The following is an 18,378-nucleotide window of genomic DNA, read 5'->3' on the forward strand; positions in this document are numbered from 1 at the left end:
ATACATCAATGTGCATAATCAAAATCCGAAACCTTTTGTCTGGACCGCCAAGGCCAATGACATTCTGCAGAAAGTCATCCGCGCAAATCGCCAGCTTGGTTCAAAGAAAAACGAAGCACTACACTAGACTTCAACAATAACTTCAGTGCGACCATCACCCGCTTCGCTGTGTTTGTGCAGGATTCAGAAGGCACATTCACCTTTGATCAGATTTTGAAATCAATGTCTGGTGGGGATCAATCTAATGTGACGGTCCACTTCCCAGGGATAGCACGCGCCCATTCACGTTCAACACTGCGTTGTCCACCACTTCCTCCATGCCTGAACGTTGCAGACGTTTTCCAGATACGAGGTCGGCTTCAATAAACATCGGAGCAATATCATTATCGACGCGTGCGGTAATCTTGCTTCCTTCCCACTTGGCGACTCCGTGACGTTGCAAGATACTTGTGCGAAAGCGCGCAAAGACCGCGTTGTCGCTCAGGTCTTCAGACACGCTGGCAAAAATAGCCGAAGCGCCGCGCCCAGAACTGGAACCGGAAGCGTGGGTCGCCGTCATACGAAGTGCACCGGAATTGAGTCCGTCGTTGACCAACTCGAAATTGATATTGCGCCCCGCAATGTCCCACACGCCAACAGGGCGCAGTGCAAGCACGCTGTCTTTGCGGCGTATGAAAAGAGTGGATCCAGTCGGAACCGTCACCCTCTCAGCCCGATAGGGTTGAAAGTCGAAATTCGCCAGTGAAGTCGCGGGGCCTGCAGCATTAAGTGCGTCGACACGCAAATCACTGACAATAATATCGGTGGTGTCTCTGATCGTGGAGTATAGCCAAGTCTTCATTTTCTCAGCGTTAGGTGGCGCCTGCACTTCAAATGTTTGCGGTTGCGAATCGGATCCTTGCACGCGTTTGCTGTGCTCCCCGCCCAGCAAGCGGCCATCTGGACCGTAGAAATTCATATATAGACTAATAGAGCCACCACTGAAGCTGACGCTAAAACGATAGCGCTGCCCACCCTGCACAGCAAACATTCGCGACACACCCAGGCCTTGTGCCTGGTCCTGGTCCACCAAATGTAGTCGCACTTTAGCTGTTTCTCCGGTGACTTCAAGCTGGGTAGTCTGGCCGTTAGGCACGGGGTCGCTTTGCCAGCTGCTACGGTGGTGAAAAAAAACCAACTTGGTATCATCGAGCCAATATTCTGCATCGGCAGGCAGTATAAAGGTGGATTCCAGCGCCAGATTGCCTTGCTTATCCTCTTCTCCGGCCGCTACCAGCAACACTTCGGCTTTACGCTGGACGCTGCTGATGAATGGCCGCAAATGCAATGATTTGTCATGCCCGGATGTGTCGACAATTTTGCTGACTCCGTAGTAATCGCGGCGACCATCCATGATGTACGTAATCACCGGCGCTTCGCGATCGCTCCCAAGATTCACAGCCAAGGGCGCCGTATCCATGTTGTGGTAACCACTCTCTGCGGAGCCTATAGAGAAATGCCGGGCAAGGTATTGAGTGGTACGCCGTTCCATTGCATCACCATGGCGTTCTATCACGGTGCGTGGCAAAGGCGCTTGTAGCCAAGCACTGGCATTGTCTGAGGGGGGCACCCATGAATAATAAGAATATGGGCCGATCTGAATCGAACCGCCGCCATTGTTGGTCCAACCCGCCCGTTTCATCAAACTGCCCGGAGCATTAAAAAGACGGTCGTAGTCGCGGCTATGCACGCCTCCCATGCGCTCTGCTGGTGCGTACCAATTCATGGCAATGTCATTCCACATGATCTCCAAACCCTCGTGTGCCAACCGACGGTTTTCGGCATCGCGCGAAGCGTTGGCGGTGAGTGCCAGGTTTTCCAGATCCGTTTCGTAGTAGGTTGGGCTGCTATATTCGGTAATCCCCGCAGCGCGAGTAGCATCAAGCCATTGGCGCAGCATGACCTGCCCGCCACTGGACAACTCCGGTTGATCCATGCCCTCACCCAAGGCGATCAGGTTCCAGGACTTCTTTAACCAAATATTGGTGTAAGTGATGGGCACTTTGTGGCGGTAAATACCCTCAACCGACAAACGCAGCATATCGCGCAAGGTGGCGCGTGCTTGGGCATCGAGGCGATCACGAAAAATCAACCATAGCAAAGACAAATGGCGAGTAACAAACTCCACTCCGTTCAAATCGGAAATGGTGGTATCGCCATAGTCCCAATGAATATTGCCATATGTCTTGCTCGCCGGATTATTATCCTGCATGCCTTGCAAGACCCGTAGGACCGCAAAAATACGCTGCGGATCGTAACCGACTGCAGTCGCATCCAACGCAAAACTGGCCATGTCACGCGACCCAAGATGGGCACGCGGCCTACCGCCCGGGAAATTTTTCAGCCAACGCGTCTCTACATCGCTGCGCAGTGCATCGACAGTTGCTTTGTCGCGGGACCATGGTGCCAATTGCGCATGTGCAGGCAATGTCTGACCCAGATTTACAATCAACAAACTCAGAAATGCAAGAGTTGCGCGCACCGTTTTCCTTTGGTAGAAGTGCACACACGATTTGCGTACACCCCAGCAACAAGAACGCTGGATCCATAACGACAACCGTAGTAACTGTTCTAGCATAGAGGTGCTCCCTATTTTTAATTTGCAGAGACAACGGAGGCAGTAGGACTGCTATTAAATGGTAGCACAGCTTGATCAAAAGTGATGATAGCGAATGGAGATTCGGACAGTGACAATAGAGCGCTTCTCAGACCATGGACATAACGCTAAGCTTAAGCATGCCTTCCCGTCGATGTTCGAATTCGTCTGCAGGTCAATGCTCAACGGCAAGCTATCTGCTTTGCGTTGGGTTTTCGGAGATGAATGGGACATGCTTGATACTTGAAAGGCGGCCAATTACAACGCGGCAAATATTCTAAGTTGCGCGCAAACTGGTGCAAAGTTTTTCGCGGTCTTACAAAAGACTTCCCGTTCCGAAAACAAAACGCCAACCTGCATGGGTTGGCGTTTTGTTTGACACTGTTCTTGGTGGCCCAGAGCGGAATCGAACCACCGACATAAGGATTTTCAATCATATGTGCTAGCAACTGAGAGCACGGTCCTGCCCAATTCAGCATGGCCGAAGCCGGAAAACGAGAATGCCGGGCTAGCGCATTGTCAGCTTGGCTCGCGCGCACTCTTCCTGCAGGACCTGCGCTACCTTATGCATAGCGTGGTTGAAGGCATAATTGAGTGCCGTGACGTGCTCGTCCTTGCCATTCCACATATTCGTCTTGCTTCCCAGGGCACGGAATTTTTCCGTGTGCTGGCCGTTGGCGCTGGCAACGTCGATGTCAAAGGCGACCATGCCATTGATGCGCATCTGGCCGTACCAGGTGTAGGCGCGAATCAGGCGCACATTCAGATTCAGTGCATTGGGTACCGGCTGGGCGCTGCGCTGCACGGTAAAGCCATAGCTCTTCAGGCGGTCCAGGCCGCTGTCAATCCAGGGCTCGGGCGCGCTGGCGGCGATTGGAAATTCGGCGCTGATGCTTTCTTTGCTAAAGCGCTGGTCGCTGACCTGCACGATACTGATCGGGCAGGTGGCCGCCAGCACAGCGGGCACCCGGTCACTGACGCTGGCATTGTAAGTCAGGGGCGTGATGTCGACCAGTTCAGTACTTGCGCGGGCAGTACAGGCCGCTAGGGAGATGGCGGCGAAAAGGGCCGCGTGGAATTTGTTCGTCATGGTCATCCTCTTATTTCACCAGGGAATAGATATTGCCAGCGGTATTGCGCAGGATCTTGCGCTCACCATTGGTGGCCAGCACGACTCCAGACACCGGCAGCTTTATGGTGCCATCAACTTTTTCTAGCGTGGCCTTGGCAGCATCCAGCGGATCGGTCGCGTTCGCGGCCAGATCGATCTGCAGCATGGCAATCAATTCGCGGCTCGCCTCGTCCATCGTGGCGCGGTAGGTGGTGCCCTTGTTATCCGACCATGACTTGATCGAATCGGCACCGCCCGTGCCGGTCGCCTTGGACTGGTAGACAAATGTGTTCAGGTAGATTGGTTTTTCAAGGCCCGGCATCTTCATTTCCGCATAGGCCGTCACATTCAAGCGGCTGAAGTCGGAAGTGAAGGCATATTTGGTAACGATGGTGAGGTGGCCGTTGCCGACCTTCACGGCGGCGACGCGCGCTACCAAATCCTTTGGCAGCATGGGCATGGCGGTGCGTTCCAAAGGCGCGAACTTAAGCGTTGCGCCATTCGCCAGAGCTGCGCCGAGATTGCGCTCGAAACCAGTGCGAAAATCGTAGTCATCGACCGACTGGTAAAATGGGGCGAGGACATCTTGCATCGTGTTCTGGCGTCCCTCGGCCACTTTCGAGTCTATCATAGCGCCGATCAAGCCGCCGCCCAGCGCCGCCGATGCGCCGAAGGTCTCGGCGCGCACAATTACTTCATCCTGTGGCAGAACGCTGAGGACTTTGACTTCAACCAGGTTCTGTTTGGTTGCTGGTTCCAGCGCGATGCGCGTCGGCATGCTTCCGCAGGCTGTTAGCATGAGCGCGAGCGCGCCTGCCGTGATGACTCTAAGCATTCTCTATCCCTTGATGTTATTTAATGGCTTGCAAGCAATTTCTTTGCAAGAATGTAATTATACAATTTTGCAACGAATGAAGTACTGTGGTCGCTAACTTTAAGTGTTGTTAGTTAGGAGGGATTTTGTCTGACTTCAGCCGAATTAAAATGACTATGAATGTTAAGTGTTTCAGTACTGATGGATATGGGGCGTATGGTTGAGGCACTTAAGTTACTAAAGTTGTTGCCTTGATGGTGATCATAGAATTATGTGTGATACGTTAGCGTGTTCTTCGGCGCTAGGTGGTCAGCGCTGTTTCTGGTATATCTGAGTAGCTAGCTCAGCCTAGACATAATGCTTCAATGGGCGATCCGCTCGTTATAAGTCAATGAAAGCTGTACGTTCTAATTCGAAAATCCCCGTGAAGCTATAAATTTATATTCATCTAATATAGCTGCGCAGCCTCGAATGAGCGTGATTTCGGCAATGAACCGAACACTAGGAATAAGTGGTTTTTTAAAATAAAAATGCCCATTTCAAGAAATTGGTATTTTGTAAGATGACCCAAACAATTCTCGCCTCGAATTTCGCGCACCACTCAAGCTCTTCGCACGTATGGAAACAATGTTGATGCGTACTAAGCAAGCATTGCACGCTTTTGAAGGTGTTCAAAATCCCTCGGTGGACACTGGTTGACATTCAAACCTCCAACATGCGCCACCAAGGATCGCTCGGTTACAGCCATCTTCTAGGCAATATTTACAACCGGTACTGCAATTTGTTGAGCAATGGCGTTGTAGAGATCGATATTTGTCTCTGGTGTCCGAATCGATATAAGCAGGCTGTAACGTGCCGGTAAATCGTAGCGCTCAAGTTTTTGGCGTGTTCTCCACCAACCAGCTGCAGGATAGACCGCAAGGTGCCCACGACTTGCAAGGTCGGCCGCAGTGCCCTTCCAAGTGTCTTGATGTAGGGAGCCTTTGTTTCGCTTGTCGCCGAGAATCCAGGCAGAGTCACGGGGACTTTGATGCTCGCCATTGTCCTCTTGTGCTGCAGCGGCATTGACACGGGCAATGAAGTCGTCGAGCGGCTCCAGAGCGCGACGAACATCAAATCGCAGGCGGTGCGACGGGTAGTGATACTTTGACGCTGATCCACGTGCAGATGGATTTGGTTCAATGAAATATGAAATCGTGACTCGCATCTCAACCTGCAAAGCGCCAAGAGCTTCAAGTTCATCTTTCGGCCATGGGAGCGTGTGCAAATTCATATCTCTAGATTTGACTGTGCTACCTTCTTTTTGGTACGGATGAATCGAGTCCTCGACTACCAAGGTCAATGAGTTTGCCGCGCTCCAAATGGCCCTGTCAGCATTGGGAACACCCCAGCCGCAATGTCGGATGAGGCTAATATAATCAATTTTTGTCGGCGCGCCTTGAGCAGGCAAATACGTTTGTTGCATCGCAGGCGTCCATTCGGCGGAATGGACAATCAGCGCGCGAATTGTCTCGGGGTTAAGTGCCGGGTATTCAGCCATCAGTTGCGCTGCCATCCGTGCGCACAGGACAGATGCTGCGCTCGTGGCATTCGTAACGGTAAAAAGCCTCTCTTGTGGATTGTTGTGAGTTGTAAGCAAACTCAAACTGGGCAAGACCCATGCACCCAGTGGGTCGCGGGCGGCGTTCCCACCTTCAAACACAACGTCAGGTTTCAAAGGCCAAGCTCGCTCCCAAGTCGCAGACGAACTCGTCATAGGGCTAAGCCCACCGGCCGGTGCTATTGTTGTGCAATTGAGATAGTCTGCCTCCGAAATTCCCACCTTAGTCGTATATGCGCCCACGGTAATGGAATTCCAGGCCTGCCCTGGATCATGGATCAAATTCGTAGACAGACATGCGGGATAGTTCAACCATGCGTTCTGATCGAACATATTGCCAGTGGATTGAATGAAAAGCCGAGGAAATTCACCGTTGTGGTCGGCATCTGCCGCCAGTCGGTCCACCATTGAAGACCAACTCGACGGACGACCACGATCCCGGTAATCAGCAGATGTGACAGTGGAATTGAATACACGTGGTCGATTTGGAGCTGCCACTTCAGGTTGGCTTACCGCGTCGGCGAACAAGCTGGCATGAAGCTCATTTGAACCCTGATTGCCACCATGGTCTTCGACTAGTTTTACAGCCTCCACAAGATGATCAATTCGGATAGGTAAACTTGACGACAATGCTTCGGTCAAGTCTCCGTATGCTGCAATACCGACCATGCCAGTACCATGATTCGCAAAATCATGAACGCCCCAAGCAGGATCGACAGTGTGCAGGTCCTCATTTTGGATGACTGACGCAACCAATGGATGTGCTCGATTCACACCGCTATCGAGTAAGCAAATTCGAGGGGCATTTTCCACGTCGTCGGAAAAAATGACGCGGGCAAGTAGGTCGTCTTGCCACCCTTGTTGTTCCTCAACAGGCATGCCATCGAAAAATTCAGCGGTTTCCTTCGCTCGTCGTAGTTCCGCGACACAGTTCAACGCCATCACTGACTGTGAAAATTGGTTCTCTGATCCATACATCAGAAGGACGACACGTTCGGGGAAGTCCGCTCGGGATGTACTGACTTGGCAGCCAGTAGTTACCGCAAGTTTCCGGAAATCGTTGACGACTTCCTCTCGGATTTCGCCATGTTTACCACGAACGGGAAGCCATACCTCCCACCAAAACGCGACGGATTGGTCTTCTGGGAGAAGTGATGGGTCGTCTGTCCACAAAGCTCGCAATTCTGCCGCTCGAATTGATGCGATTGTGTTTAGTAACGCTTTGTTGTCGAGTGCACCGCCGTTCTTATTCTTCTTTTCCGCTAGATAGTCGGTGACGTATTTCTCAAAGTGCACGAGTTGTCCATCCGGCACAAAGACGTTGGCGATTGTATGGTCGCCGTCTTGGCGGACACTCAGCAATTCGATGCGTTTCGCGTCATTGCCGAGTTTTGTGAATGCCAGTTCCACGTCAGGCTGTCCAATGAATTGGATCTGCACCCCAAGTCCGGCTTCGAGTTCCTGTTCCTGTTGCAGCGCTTTGGCGCGCTCGGCGATTGGCGCGAGCGCTGCTAATTGGGCGCGTAGCGAAGCGCCATGCTGGGCGCGTGGCAAGTCGGGAACAGTCGGTTTCGCTCCTCCATTTGGAGTATGGGCTGTGAATGGCTTACGTTGGGATGTCTCGATCAGTACGAGATGAGGGCGCTTAGCGTTTGCCGGTTCCGTCATTGGTTGGCAGCTCTTTGTAATTATTGCCGGTTAATTTAACGCTGATTTGCTTACGCTCATGCAGCATGTTGATTAGGCTAGTCTCTGATACCGTGTCTCCATCGTGAAGGATTACGTCCTTGATCGATTCATCGACCGCGCGGCACAGTTCGGCATAACTCAAGGTTTCGGCTTCACTCACAGCCATCTTCATATTGAATTTTTTTGGCTTGAATTTGCCTAGGCGACGGTTGAGCAACATCGCGACTTGTTCATGACCAGGTAACTTATACTCGATCACGTCATCGAATCGACGGAAGAGAGCGTAGTCAAGAATTTCAGGATGGTTTGTTGCTGCGATGATGAGGCTGTTCGAATGGTCGTGTTCAATCATCTGCAAGAAGCTATTGAGCACTCGGCGAATTTCACCCACGTCATTCGCCAATCCGCGCTGTGAACCAATAGCGTCGAATTCATCGAAGAAATAGACGCCACGTACCTCGGCAATAGAATCAAAAATTTGCCGCAATTTCGCTGCGGTCTCGCCCATAAATTTGGTGATGAGCGCATCAAGTCGGACGAGGAAGAGCGGTATACCTAGTTCTCCTGCCAAGGCCGACGCAGTCATAGTCTTGCCTGAACCTGGACGCCCGACTAGCAAAAGCTTGCGACGTGGTGAAAGCCCATGTTCGCGAATCTTCGCGAACTGTCGTTGTTCTTTGATAATACGAAGCAGTTGGTTATCGACATCTTCATCGAGCACCATGTCGACAATGCGCGTGGCCGGGTAACTAACGCTGAGAAGGCTAGCAAGCTCACCGCGCGGCTGACTCAGTTGTACAAGTTTTCCAGATTGGCCGTGCACGCGTTTGGTCTTGGCGGCATCGACCATGTCGCGTAGTTCTTCGGCCAATTTCCCGTGCCCAAGCTTTGCTTCGTGCGCCGCAACCTGCATCGCAACGGACAAAAAATGGCTATCGTCGCCATTTATGTGCGACTTCAGCAGAGCCTTGATTTGTTCCGCACTAGCCATAAGATTCCAGAAGTGTATACTTGTATACTACTCTACTACACCTGCGGCGAGGAAGAGCGTTTCGGGGTGAGCTTGCTGCTAAATTTTGCGTGGTGCGATTCTATCTAGGATAGCAGATCGTTTCCCGACGAATGTGCGCCAGTTGTGTCATTTACCATCGAGAGCGATCTCGACGGTTTTATGCCTAAAAATGTCGCCGAATTTCGCTTTGCGACCGACCCGACCTTGTGAATTTTGGCACATCGGACACAAATTATACGGACACAAACGGTGCCACTTCTCGAATCTACCACGAGACTCGGGGGGGCACGCTAATTAGAGAATTCGGTCGAATATTGAAGCCCAGGCTGTTGGAACAACGCTTCCCTCTTAACCGGAAATAGACCAGACACGAGGACTTTTCGCTCTGGAAACAAAAGCGCCAACCTGTGATGGTTGGCATTTTGTAAGGTTATTCCTTGGTGGCCCGGGGCGGAATCGAACCACCGACACAAGGATTTTCAAGCCTCCAAAAATCCGTTATGTTTCAATAAGTTATCTGTAATTTGTTCTACAAAAACACGCATTATGCAGCCTGGATAGCCTTTGCTGGCGTGGCGTACTGGAAATTTGTAGAGCGGAATTTGGTTTTTTTTTTTTAGGGCGGCGGTGCTTTATCTTAAGCTTGGGAAGCTCTAGAATCCGTTAATTTTTATTAGATATGTAGTAACCAAATTTTACGCACAAGGATTTCAACCAATGAGAGCCGTAATCGACCAAAGGATTGTTGAGGATATCGCTGACTGTTTCCGGGAGTTAACGGCGATAGTCCCATTGCATGCCATTCGCAACGAAACAGAGTATGACAGGGCTGTTTCAATCTTAAACGCACTACTAGATGCTGGTGCTGCCGAAGAGGGTCATCAACTTGCCGACCTAGTGGATATACTTGGCTCAATAATTGGTGACTACGAAGATGCGCAATGACTCAATACGCAGTATTTGCGTGAGCGTGATTGTATAGTGGACATGCTGGCTTGGGTTGGAGAGCCTGTCAAAGGTGTGATTGGTTAATCAAGTCGGCTATCAAGCCTACTTTTATAGGTCATCTGTCACGGTACCTTGGTTTGAATCTTGAATTGCTAAGAAAAGCTGATTGAATATTGATATACGAAATCATTTTGCTTAAAAAAACACCGGTTATCTTGTTTTTTTTGCGTAAACATGGCTTTTTGCTACTGTCGTAAACATTCAATTGATTACAGGCGTGACATATGACCTATTTTCTCCTCTCACAAGCAATTTGCGTGTGTAGATGATGTTTGAATAGTCAGGCGCTATAATTTTATGGTCCTCCTACAGAGCATGTTGCTCAGCGTTAGAGGAAGCGCTTGGTCAATCTCTTATAAGCTATGAAAATTGACGGGTGCTGTTCGTTTTCCTTTTGCTTTCGAACCACACCAGGCAATTAGAGCCAAAATGTCGTGTAAGTGAAGGGATAACTTGTTTGATTGCTTTACTAGGCTCTTCACTGTCGCTGGTTCCACGTGTGACATATGACCTATAATCTACGTGAAGCTAGTATTGCTTTCTAGGTGATATTTAGATTGACTTGTTGTACCATTGTAAGCTCAGAGTGTGAGTGAGTCTCCCCGCTCTCAAAATCCAGATGAGATCCGCGTAGGCACCCGTCATGGTCGGCTTGTAAAAAGCAAATAGTGGCAGATTAGATAGCGGCTAATCCTTCAATTTTCGGGATGTTCAGCAATAATGAAAGTTCCTCAGTCGATGCAGGGAACTACCCGCCGGAAGTACTTTCTTTTGGTCTACCTAGTCCTAGGTAATAGGGGGGGCGGACTGTATCAAAATAAAAGCCTCCATTCTTGGAGGCTTTTAGCTTCGTAGGTCATTTGTCACGCATATTAATTTTGTAAGCTTCCAATCTATTTTGGTTTCAGCATTACATAACAATGAATGCGCATTTTTTCGCATGCGAAAATATTTTTCGAATTAATTTGCAACCATTACCTATTTTTTGACTTGAGCAAATAAAGTTGGTCAGGCCCAAATAAAGCTGGTCGAGTGTTTCGGGAACTCCGCCCCCTATATCAGGTATGAATCAGTGAAACCATTGGGTGTGGGGATTGAACTTTCTTGTTTCGATGGTTCGATTCCATTCTATTCCACCAAGGATATACCTTACTAAACGCCTACCCAGGCGGGCTGGCGTTTTTGTTTTTAGAATTTGCGGTCCTCGGGTCTGCTTTATTTCCTGTTCCCCACAACAAGCCAGACGAACAGTCGAGACATCGACCTAATCGTCCAAGCTTTCGCTCCCTGACAGTGCAGGTGTGGCCCCAACCCTTACTTGGAATGAGGGGCTAGTCGTCTAGTAGACACCTTCCCCGGTTTTCATTTTCATTGGATTACAACAGTTAAACCAGTTTATTTTAAACTTGTTGAAATTCACACACGTTTTTATCCAAGTCGAGTTAATATAAAAACATTATAAGGATCAAATATTTTTTCCGAAAGACTCTGAATAACGGCTTAGCGGCTGCTGAAAAGAACTTTGGGGGTAGTGTGATAAATTATAATCGTTGTTTATTGCTGGGTTCGGCTTGCAGCTATCGCCTTGAACTGCAGTGTTCTGTCCATAAAATGCAAGGCGTAAAATACTTAATCGTACTTGCGCTGCCATTGTTGCTACCGATAGCGGCAAATTCACAAGCGGATGCTTCACCGCACAACTATCCAGATCCAGGATCACATTTTATTGTTGCCCAGGCTTTGGCTCTACTATCGAATTCAGCGACGCACTGCTACGAAAGTCGGCGTCCACTCGCTTGGCCGGGACGGCAACTTACCGATGTTTGTCACTATCAAGTGCACTGGATCAGTTTGCGGCTAATCCGTGACGGTCGGATTTGTACGCGATTCCTTGACTTTGTAATACTTTTTGTCGATGGTCGCTTACGCATGATGCAAAATTCCAAGTAGGACATTCTGATAATGAAATCATCTCTACCTGCACAGCGTGAAAGCTTACAACCGGTGGTATCAGGCCATGTCACAGACAGCAAGGCACAAAGGCCGGTTCAGCCCGCTGGTTTCATTGACCAGCGCCCGGCAATGCTGGCACATATACAGCGCCAGCAACTTGCTGACCGCAGCCCACAGGCGCGGCAATTGCAGGCTATCAGCGCGATAATGAATCGCCAGCCTGTGCCGGTGTTGCAACGTGTTGAAGAAGAATTGCAAGGCAAATTCCAGACCGCGCAAAGGCGCGAAGAAGACGAGCTGGTGCAGGCAAAAGTGCAAGATGAAGCTGCCACGCTAGCATCAGGCATGGTCGCAGCCCGCAACGATACCGGTTTACCCAATCAGTTAAAGGCAGGTGTAGAAAGCCTGTCAGGCATCAGCCTGGATGCCGTCAAGGTGCATTACAACTCGGCGCAACCCGCCCAGTTGATTGCCCATGCCTATGCCCAGGGCACCGAAATCCACATCGGCCCCGGACAAGAAAAACATTTGCCGCATGAAGCCTGGCACGTGGTGCAGCAGGCGCAGGGGCGGGTGCGTCCCACCATGCAGATCAAGGCTGGCGTTGCCATCAATGATGATAGCGGGCTGGAAAGCGAAGCCGATGTCATGGGAACACGAGCGCTGGCCTTGGGTGGCGGAAATAAGGCACCGTCGCGGGCAAAGGCAGGTAACGCGCCTTTATCGAATACCAGCGCCAGACAATTCAATATGCACGCGAACTTGCCTGTGCAGCTAACTCGCAAAGATGCGGCAAAATATGTATTTGACAAAAGGGTCGAATTTTACAAAATCGAGGAAATCGCAAATTCTTTGTTTGAAGGCTGGAAAGTAGATGGTAAGTTGCAGACCAAATTGACCGTAGACGGAAAATTAGTATTTTTAAAAAATTATATAGAAGATCAAGTGAATAAAGACTGGGTTAAGAAATGGGTCGCTGATACGTCGTTGCTACCTAATCTCCGTAAGGGTTTGTTAGTTGCGTGGAACGAGGGACTAACAGAAAAGACGGACATCAAAGAAGAAACCGAAAAGAGAGATGAAAAAGAGGAAAAGACAAATAAGGAAAGCGAACCTCTTCCGGACATCCTGATTGCCGATCTGATCAAGAATGTGTCCACATTAAAGGTCGACAAAGACAGGAAACTTCAGCGTTCCGATTCATTTAGCTTTGAGAATAAAAGCAGCGTCTCCATTCCGAAAGAATGGTTGGAAAAAATGGACGAAAAAATCTGTATAGAGTCGGCGAACAATAAGGAGGAAAAAGAAAAGACGGGGAAAAAATACAAACAGGAAACTGTTCCTTGCACCACTTCCCTCTATCTGGCAGGCATGTATATTCGTGCCTATGGCGACAAACTCAACGAAGGTTTGCGCTCGGCAAGTGCTAAATTTGTCCTGAATCTTGGTGGTACCTTGGGTGTCTACCGGGATACGAAGAGAAATGGTGATTTGTTCTATTTTCCGCTGAAAAAAAAGAAGGATGAAGAAGATGTTTACATGCAAGAAGGTGGTTCCACTGAACATACCTGGGACGAATTGGCCAAAAGTCTGTCCGAAGACGGCGAGCTAGACGGTATCCATAAAAAACTTGCCGAGGCGCTGACCGGGAAATATGAAGGCAAGCTCAACAAATCCGATGTGATCGCCATTGGTGCCATGCTGTCGGATGCCAAATATTCCATACAGGGCTGGTTGTATGCGGTTGAAAAATTGAAGGAATATAAGTTTGTCGGCAAAGATATTTCCGAGTTATTTGCTATTACGGGTAATCCTTTCTGGAAGTATTCGCTTAATAAAGACAACCCGCTTAATAGAGGTAAAGATAGAAAAGAAAAAGGGCGGCAGGCAGGCTTGGGGTATAAGAAACTGGATCTGGAAAGCCAAAAGAAATTAGAGAAGAAAGGAGAAAAAGAAGATAATAAGGAGGAGGAAATTACTTCTTTTGAATTTAAATCTGAAGAGACTGAAAAAGAATTCCCGGATATGGGCAAACGCGAAGGACTTTCCCTTGATTTCAAGTTTCCCTATTCCGGCAAGTCGGACCAGGAGTCGTTTCTGTCCGGATCGGATGACATCAACGATAAGAAAAGAAACTTCAATAAAGCGGAGCTGGAAGAGAAAAAAGAGAAAGATCAAGTTCTTGAAAAGAGAGGCAAACCAAATAACCCCAATGATGATCAAGATGTAAAATTTGAAAATGGGGAAGAGATTCTACAGGATGAGGACTTTGACGAAAACCAGGACAACTTTGAAGACGACGAAGACGTTGAATTTTCAGAGAAAAACTGAGTGTCAAACTGATCCGTTCATCTGACGGTAACAAGATCCTATACGAATTAGCGATTTAGCTGTATAAATCGAGGAGCAACTTTATTAACTCTACTCATTTTTCTTCTTTAATTTCGATATTTTTATATCTGTTTGCCAATTCGTGACAGATGACCTATTTTCTGGCATCTGGCAAAATTTGGGACTTTGCACAAATGCTGTTCTGTAATAGAAATTTCTTCAAGCGTTTTATTAATCAGAATTGTTTTGCCTCTGTTGTTTGATTTGCGAGCTTAAAAATTTCTTCCTCAATTCATTCTCCTCAATGGGGTTGGCATATCTTAGGAATGTGTCTCGAGCTGCTGACATTCCTTCATCAGACTTCCTGAAATTCTCTAAGTCTATTCTTTCTCGTTGTTCCTCTGTTGCGTGTTTCCACTCTAGGTATTCTGCTTCAAACCCCCAGGATGAATTGCTTTCATTAATTCTCTCGCGCGTGGATTGACCTGGAATTTCAGCCAGCAAATCTTCCCAATCAACATTTGTTGTTTGCCCCTTTAGGACAGCAATTTTCCATTTGAAGTATGGCTTAGAGAAAATTCTTGGAGACCGCTTCCTATTTACGTTGTTCTTGTAGGCAATGTCGGGAGCAATGTGTCCATGGCTAGAATCCGTTATTCCTGTAGCAATCCAAAATGCATTTTCTGGCCATTCTTGGCAAACGTATTGAATCATTTCATGTGAAGCATTTTGTTTACCTGCCAAGAATTTCTTCCAACTTTCAGCTGCGATGCCTGATTTTTCAAAGAGCGCAGCCGCACGCCGAAATTCTTGAATTTCATTTTCAACAACAATTTTCACTCTTGAACTTATCGTTTCCATTTGCTTGACTCAGTTATCTATATGGAATATTATTCTCAACTAGGGATAATTAATCCCTTAAATAGAATTAAAATCCTTTTTGTTCTCGAATAATATTTATCTTCTAATTTTTATCCTGATTTTCTCACGATTCCATAGGAAACCATCATGTCCGTTGATTCCAAACATCATCTCAGAATAGTCGCATTCAAAATTATTGATTTCAAAAGCAAAAAAACTGGTGAGCCAGGTCAAATGAAACTGGCGCAATGCATAGTCACGTCAGAAAATACAGAAAAAGGTCAGCAAGTTGTTGTCGGCGAATTGCTGATGCCTCGCCATCTGAATGAAACACCAGTCGGTGAATACCTTGCAGAATTCGAGCTTTCAGTCGGCCAAGACCTGAGGGTTACAGCACGGCTTACCCAACTTCACCCCTTCGGACAGAGTGCGCCAAGTGCTCGTGCTGTTCAGCCCAAAGAAGACAAAAAAGCAGCATGACAATGACAGCCGGATCAGTTCAGGCAGTTGTCATCTGCAAGCCATCGGCTGCAGCATCAGCCATGCAACAAGCCGTTTGCCCCAATGATGGAGCGCAACTTTACGTGCCATCCATAGTGCAAGCCTATCTGCTCGATCCGGCGCAACAAAACAACATCGATGCGGCATTAGGGCCGTTTGACTATGCCTACGCCTCCGGCCTGTGGGCAATGGCTTTCAGCATGGTTGTCGGCCTTTATTTCGTGTCTCAAGGAATCGGTCAGGTACTTGGCTTAATACGCCGGGGCTGATGATGCGCCTGGGCGCTTTCCCAGGATTTAAATTGGAGTGAAACATGAATAAACACATACAACGTGGTTTGGCTTTGGTCGGTGCAATTGCAATTTCCAGTTCAGCATTTGCTGCCGGTGGTCCTGATTTGTCTTCTCTGACAGCAGCAGTTGATTTTGGCACCACTATCACAGCACTGTTGGCAATCAGTGGCTTGCTGGCATCGGTCTACATTGCGATCAAGGGCGCTAAAACCGTCCTGCGCATGATCAAGGGCGGTTAATCAGCTTCAAGTGAAAAAGGGGTAGGCCGCCCCTTTTTTTTTCGCCTCTGCGAAAACAATGGAATCAATATGACAATTAATGAACTCTGGTACTTACTGATTTTCGCTTGGGGAATGGTCTGCGGCTGGGCTGTCGTAAACGGCATTAATAATCACTGAAGGGAGCGACGATGTTCTTAACAATTGTAATTACACTTGCTGTGATCTGGTTGGGCTTAGGAATATTGATGGCGTTACTGGGAGGATTTGATAACGGCTGCACAAATTGGTGGGAGCCAATCGTAGTTGTATTTTTAGGCCCCGTACTAATCATCGTAGAAGCGAAGGAAGAAATTTTGGGCTTCCTCCTCAATTTGATCTTCTTTACCTCACCGATATTGCTCTGCTTAGTACTCTATTTTCTGCGAGAACTATTCTCATGAAAAAATTAATCGCCTTCCTGGCCATAAAAAAAATACTCATTCTCTTTGTCCTCGCTGCTCTTTTAATCAATCAACATCAAGCACATTCGCAGGCGCTACCAGTAGCACCAGCCGCCAACTTTGTCATGAATCGTGCAATAGGTGGCGTGCTAACTAGGGTTGCTGCAGCGCGTGGCTTTGCCGCCAATGATCCTCGTATTCTAGCGACAATGACAGGAGCAAGTGCGTCTTTAACTACCGTCAATATCGTCTCTACTGTTGCAGGTGTTGGACTTGCGGTCGCTGGTGCACCAGTATGGCTAACGATAGCAGCGAGTCTTGGAGTCCTCGCAGTTGGTGCTGCAATAGTTGCAGGAAACAGCTCATTAAAGCTTGGATCTGGGCAATTCTTGGTCAGTAGCCCAAACGGAATTACGCCTCCACCATACACTCCTGTTGCGCCGGCAGATATCGACCCTTGGAGGTTCTACCGCAATGCTGGTGTGACCATTTATCGATCAGATGATTGCTATCCAAGTGAGGCATGTTACCAATTTCCGCCTATGCCAACGGGCACGATTCCCTACAAAATAGAAAAGGGGGCGCACCTTTCGAATATTGGCATCGTTGTTCTGGCATTTTGGAGCCTTGATGAATTCACTTCCAAATACGCGGCTTCTCTAAGTGGATCCACATCAGAAGCCGGTGTTACCTACAATAACTCCGTGAGATGGGTATCGCCGCCGACATACGAAATCACTGCCAACGGTAGTAGAAGGCTAATCGGAGTAATCGGCACTACATCTACATGTGTGCTGCCGGTAGACACATGCAGTTCGCGGGAGCCTGCTAGAGAGCTACAAGAAAACTTTTTTTCAGACAATAAAAACGTAGAAATAGCACCTGCTGAAGGTCCTCAAATATACAAAACTCTTGATCAGGCGATATCAGCAATTCCGCAGACAGCAAAGACGCAAAAAATATCAGATGACACGCTTGCCAAAATGGTAGATCAAGCATGGCTGAAGGCAGCAGCTATGCCAGGCTATCAAGGACTACCATACAGCGTCACACAGCCGGTAACTGCAACAGAGGTTGCTACATGGAGAGCAGAAAATCCGACTGCTGCTCCCACTATTGGTGATTTGTTTGTCCCTGCGAATAATCCAGGTGCGGCAGCTGTTCCAATTTCGCCAACGGTTACTGTTAGTCCAAGCACCGATCCGAGCACAAATCCCAACCCAAATCCTAATCCGAACCCTAACCCGACACCGACCCCAAGCCCGTCAACTATCTCAGATGTAAATGTCGTGAATACGCCTCGTGTTGATCTTGGATCAGATCCGTCCATTGCGTCACCAACCCTTGAAACAACGCCTACGGCTTGGGAAATTCTTAGCCCGATCATGTCACTGTTTCCAGAGTTGCGAGGTTATCAAGCGCCTGGCCATATTGGGGAATGTCCCAAACCAAATTTCAATGTTTTTGGTAAGTCCATAGTCATGGATACGCATTGCGTTATTTCAGAACAGTATCGCCAAACTATTGGAGCGATCATGGTTACGGTTTGGATCATTGTTGGATTGTTTATAGTCTTATCCGCTTAAGGAAAATATGCCAGCTGCTCTATTTGGAATTCTCGTTTCCGCTCTTAATACTCTACTTGGTTTCTTAGTTCGTTCAATTCTGGTCAAGTTTGTTACCTTCTTTGCTTTGCTGTTTATCGTCAAAGAATTCATGGTGGTAGCAACTGCCTGGGGACTCTTTCCAAGTTCAGGGAAGTCTATTGCCCTGAGTAATTCACTCGTCAGTCTTCCATCAAGTGTTTGGTATTTTCTCGATTTATGTAGCGCATCAACAGGTATAGCCACTATTGTTTCCGCATATGCGACTCGTTTCATCATTCGTCGCATTCCGCTGATCGGGTAAT

At 48.3% G+C, this 18,378-nt stretch carries 14 protein-coding genes and 1 pseudogene; 9 read left to right on the top strand and 6 right to left on the bottom strand.

What is annotated here, in order from left to right:
* Positions 1-127, top strand: a pseudogene (locus tag ACO0K9_RS26785) (IS630 family transposase); the annotation flags it as partial.
* Between the two features lie 114 nt (positions 128-241).
* On the opposite strand, the gene ACO0K9_RS26790 reads toward ACO0K9_RS26785, so the two are convergent.
* From ACO0K9_RS26790 to ACO0K9_RS26810, 5 genes are all read right to left on the bottom strand, one after another.
* Positions 242-2,521: a hypothetical protein gene (locus tag ACO0K9_RS26790; RefSeq protein ID WP_422990238.1), complete on the bottom strand. Its 2,280-nt coding sequence runs from the start codon at positions 2,519-2,521 to the stop codon at positions 242-244.
* Positions 2,522-3,143: 622 nt separating this feature from the next.
* Positions 3,144-3,725 carry a hypothetical protein gene (locus tag ACO0K9_RS26795; protein WP_422990240.1) on the bottom strand — a complete coding sequence of 194 codons (582 nt, stop codon included), beginning with the start codon at positions 3,723-3,725 and terminating at the stop codon, positions 3,144-3,146.
* A gap of 10 nt (positions 3,726-3,735) precedes the next feature.
* The gene (locus ACO0K9_RS26800) at positions 3,736-4,581 is read right to left on the bottom strand and encodes a hypothetical protein (protein WP_422990242.1); all 846 of its coding nucleotides are present in this window, start codon (positions 4,579-4,581) and stop codon (positions 3,736-3,738) included.
* Between the two features lie 730 nt (positions 4,582-5,311).
* Positions 5,312-7,828, bottom strand: a complete 2,517-nt coding sequence (locus tag ACO0K9_RS26805) for a S8 family peptidase (protein ID WP_422990244.1) — start codon at positions 7,826-7,828, stop codon at positions 5,312-5,314.
* On the bottom strand, positions 7,806-8,840 hold the full coding sequence (locus ACO0K9_RS26810) for an AAA family ATPase (protein WP_422990246.1): 1,035 nt from the start codon (positions 8,838-8,840) through the stop codon (positions 7,806-7,808). Before ACO0K9_RS26810 ends, ACO0K9_RS26805 begins: the two co-directional genes overlap by 23 nt.
* Positions 8,841-9,578: 738 nt before the next feature.
* Here ACO0K9_RS26810 and ACO0K9_RS26815 point away from each other — a divergent pair.
* Together ACO0K9_RS26815 and ACO0K9_RS26820 are read left to right on the top strand one after the other, a co-directional pair.
* The gene (locus ACO0K9_RS26815) at positions 9,579-9,806 is read left to right on the top strand and encodes a hypothetical protein (RefSeq protein WP_422990248.1); all 228 of its coding nucleotides are present in this window, start codon (positions 9,579-9,581) and stop codon (positions 9,804-9,806) included.
* Positions 9,807-11,831: 2,025 nt separating this feature from the next.
* Positions 11,832-14,153: a DUF4157 domain-containing protein gene (locus ACO0K9_RS26820; protein WP_422990250.1), complete on the top strand. Its 2,322-nt coding sequence runs from the start codon at positions 11,832-11,834 to the stop codon at positions 14,151-14,153.
* Between the two features lie 231 nt (positions 14,154-14,384).
* On the opposite strand, the gene ACO0K9_RS26825 is transcribed toward ACO0K9_RS26820, so the two are convergent.
* A complete protein-coding gene (locus ACO0K9_RS26825) occupies positions 14,385-15,014 on the bottom strand; it encodes a hypothetical protein (RefSeq protein ID WP_422990252.1) in 630 nt (209 codons plus the stop codon).
* 147 nt (positions 15,015-15,161) lie between these two features.
* Between ACO0K9_RS26825 and ACO0K9_RS26830 the strand changes: the two genes are divergently transcribed.
* The 6 genes from ACO0K9_RS26830 to ACO0K9_RS26855 all read left to right on the top strand — a co-directional run bounded on the left by ACO0K9_RS26830 (position 15,162) and on the right by ACO0K9_RS26855 (position 18,377).
* A complete protein-coding gene (locus ACO0K9_RS26830) occupies positions 15,162-15,494 on the top strand; it encodes a hypothetical protein (RefSeq protein ID WP_422990254.1) in 333 nt (110 codons plus the stop codon).
* Entirely contained in the window at positions 15,491-15,784 is a 294-nt protein-coding gene (locus ACO0K9_RS26835; protein ID WP_422990256.1) for a hypothetical protein, read from the top strand. The genes ACO0K9_RS26830 and ACO0K9_RS26835 overlap by 4 nt, the downstream gene beginning before the upstream one ends.
* A gap of 44 nt (positions 15,785-15,828) precedes the next feature.
* Positions 15,829-16,047 (top strand): hypothetical protein, encoded by a 219-nt coding sequence (locus ACO0K9_RS26840; RefSeq protein WP_422990258.1) that lies wholly within the window; start codon positions 15,829-15,831, stop codon positions 16,045-16,047.
* Between the two features lie 170 nt (positions 16,048-16,217).
* On the top strand, positions 16,218-16,469 hold the full coding sequence (locus tag ACO0K9_RS26845; protein ID WP_422990260.1) for a hypothetical protein: 252 nt from the start codon (positions 16,218-16,220) through the stop codon (positions 16,467-16,469).
* Positions 16,466-18,055: a hypothetical protein gene (locus ACO0K9_RS26850; RefSeq protein WP_422990262.1), complete on the top strand. Its 1,590-nt coding sequence runs from the start codon at positions 16,466-16,468 to the stop codon at positions 18,053-18,055. Before ACO0K9_RS26845 ends, ACO0K9_RS26850 begins: the two co-directional genes overlap by 4 nt.
* 7 nt (positions 18,056-18,062) lie before the next feature.
* The gene (locus ACO0K9_RS26855; protein ID WP_422990264.1) at positions 18,063-18,377 is read left to right on the top strand and encodes a DUF2523 family protein; all 315 of its coding nucleotides are present in this window, start codon (positions 18,063-18,065) and stop codon (positions 18,375-18,377) included.
* Position 18,378: the final 1 nt, after the last annotated feature.

The sequence above is a fragment of the Undibacterium sp. Ji50W genome, from assembly GCF_049340445.1.
In the GTDB taxonomy this organism is placed as follows: Bacteria; Pseudomonadota; Gammaproteobacteria; order Burkholderiales; family Burkholderiaceae_D; genus Undibacterium.

Bases quoted from the DNA above. Each gene is read 5' to 3' on its own strand.
- ACO0K9_RS26795 (WP_422990240.1), bottom strand. From the start codon at position 3,725: ATGACGAACAAATTCCACGCGGCCCTTTTCGCCGCCATCTCCCTAGCG.
- ACO0K9_RS26800 (WP_422990242.1), bottom strand. From the start codon at position 4,581: ATGCTTAGAGTCATCACGGCAGGCGCGCTCGCGCTCATGCTAACAGCC.
- ACO0K9_RS26805 (WP_422990244.1), bottom strand. From the start codon at position 7,828: ATGACGGAACCGGCAAACGCTAAGCGCCCTCATCTCGTACTGATCGAG.
- ACO0K9_RS26810 (WP_422990246.1), bottom strand. From the start codon at position 8,840: ATGGCTAGTGCGGAACAAATCAAGGCTCTGCTGAAGTCGCACATAAAT.
- ACO0K9_RS26815 (WP_422990248.1), top strand. From the start codon at position 9,579: ATGAGAGCCGTAATCGACCAAAGGATTGTTGAGGATATCGCTGACTGT.
- ACO0K9_RS26820 (WP_422990250.1), top strand. From the start codon at position 11,832: ATGAAATCATCTCTACCTGCACAGCGTGAAAGCTTACAACCGGTGGTA.
- ACO0K9_RS26825 (WP_422990252.1), bottom strand. From the start codon at position 15,014: ATGGAAACGATAAGTTCAAGAGTGAAAATTGTTGTTGAAAATGAAATT.
- ACO0K9_RS26830 (WP_422990254.1), top strand. From the start codon at position 15,162: ATGTCCGTTGATTCCAAACATCATCTCAGAATAGTCGCATTCAAAATT.
- ACO0K9_RS26835 (WP_422990256.1), top strand. From the start codon at position 15,491: ATGACAATGACAGCCGGATCAGTTCAGGCAGTTGTCATCTGCAAGCCA.
- ACO0K9_RS26840 (WP_422990258.1), top strand. From the start codon at position 15,829: ATGAATAAACACATACAACGTGGTTTGGCTTTGGTCGGTGCAATTGCA.
- ACO0K9_RS26845 (WP_422990260.1), top strand. From the start codon at position 16,218: ATGTTCTTAACAATTGTAATTACACTTGCTGTGATCTGGTTGGGCTTA.
- ACO0K9_RS26850 (WP_422990262.1), top strand. From the start codon at position 16,466: ATGAAAAAATTAATCGCCTTCCTGGCCATAAAAAAAATACTCATTCTC.
- ACO0K9_RS26855 (WP_422990264.1), top strand. From the start codon at position 18,063: ATGCCAGCTGCTCTATTTGGAATTCTCGTTTCCGCTCTTAATACTCTA.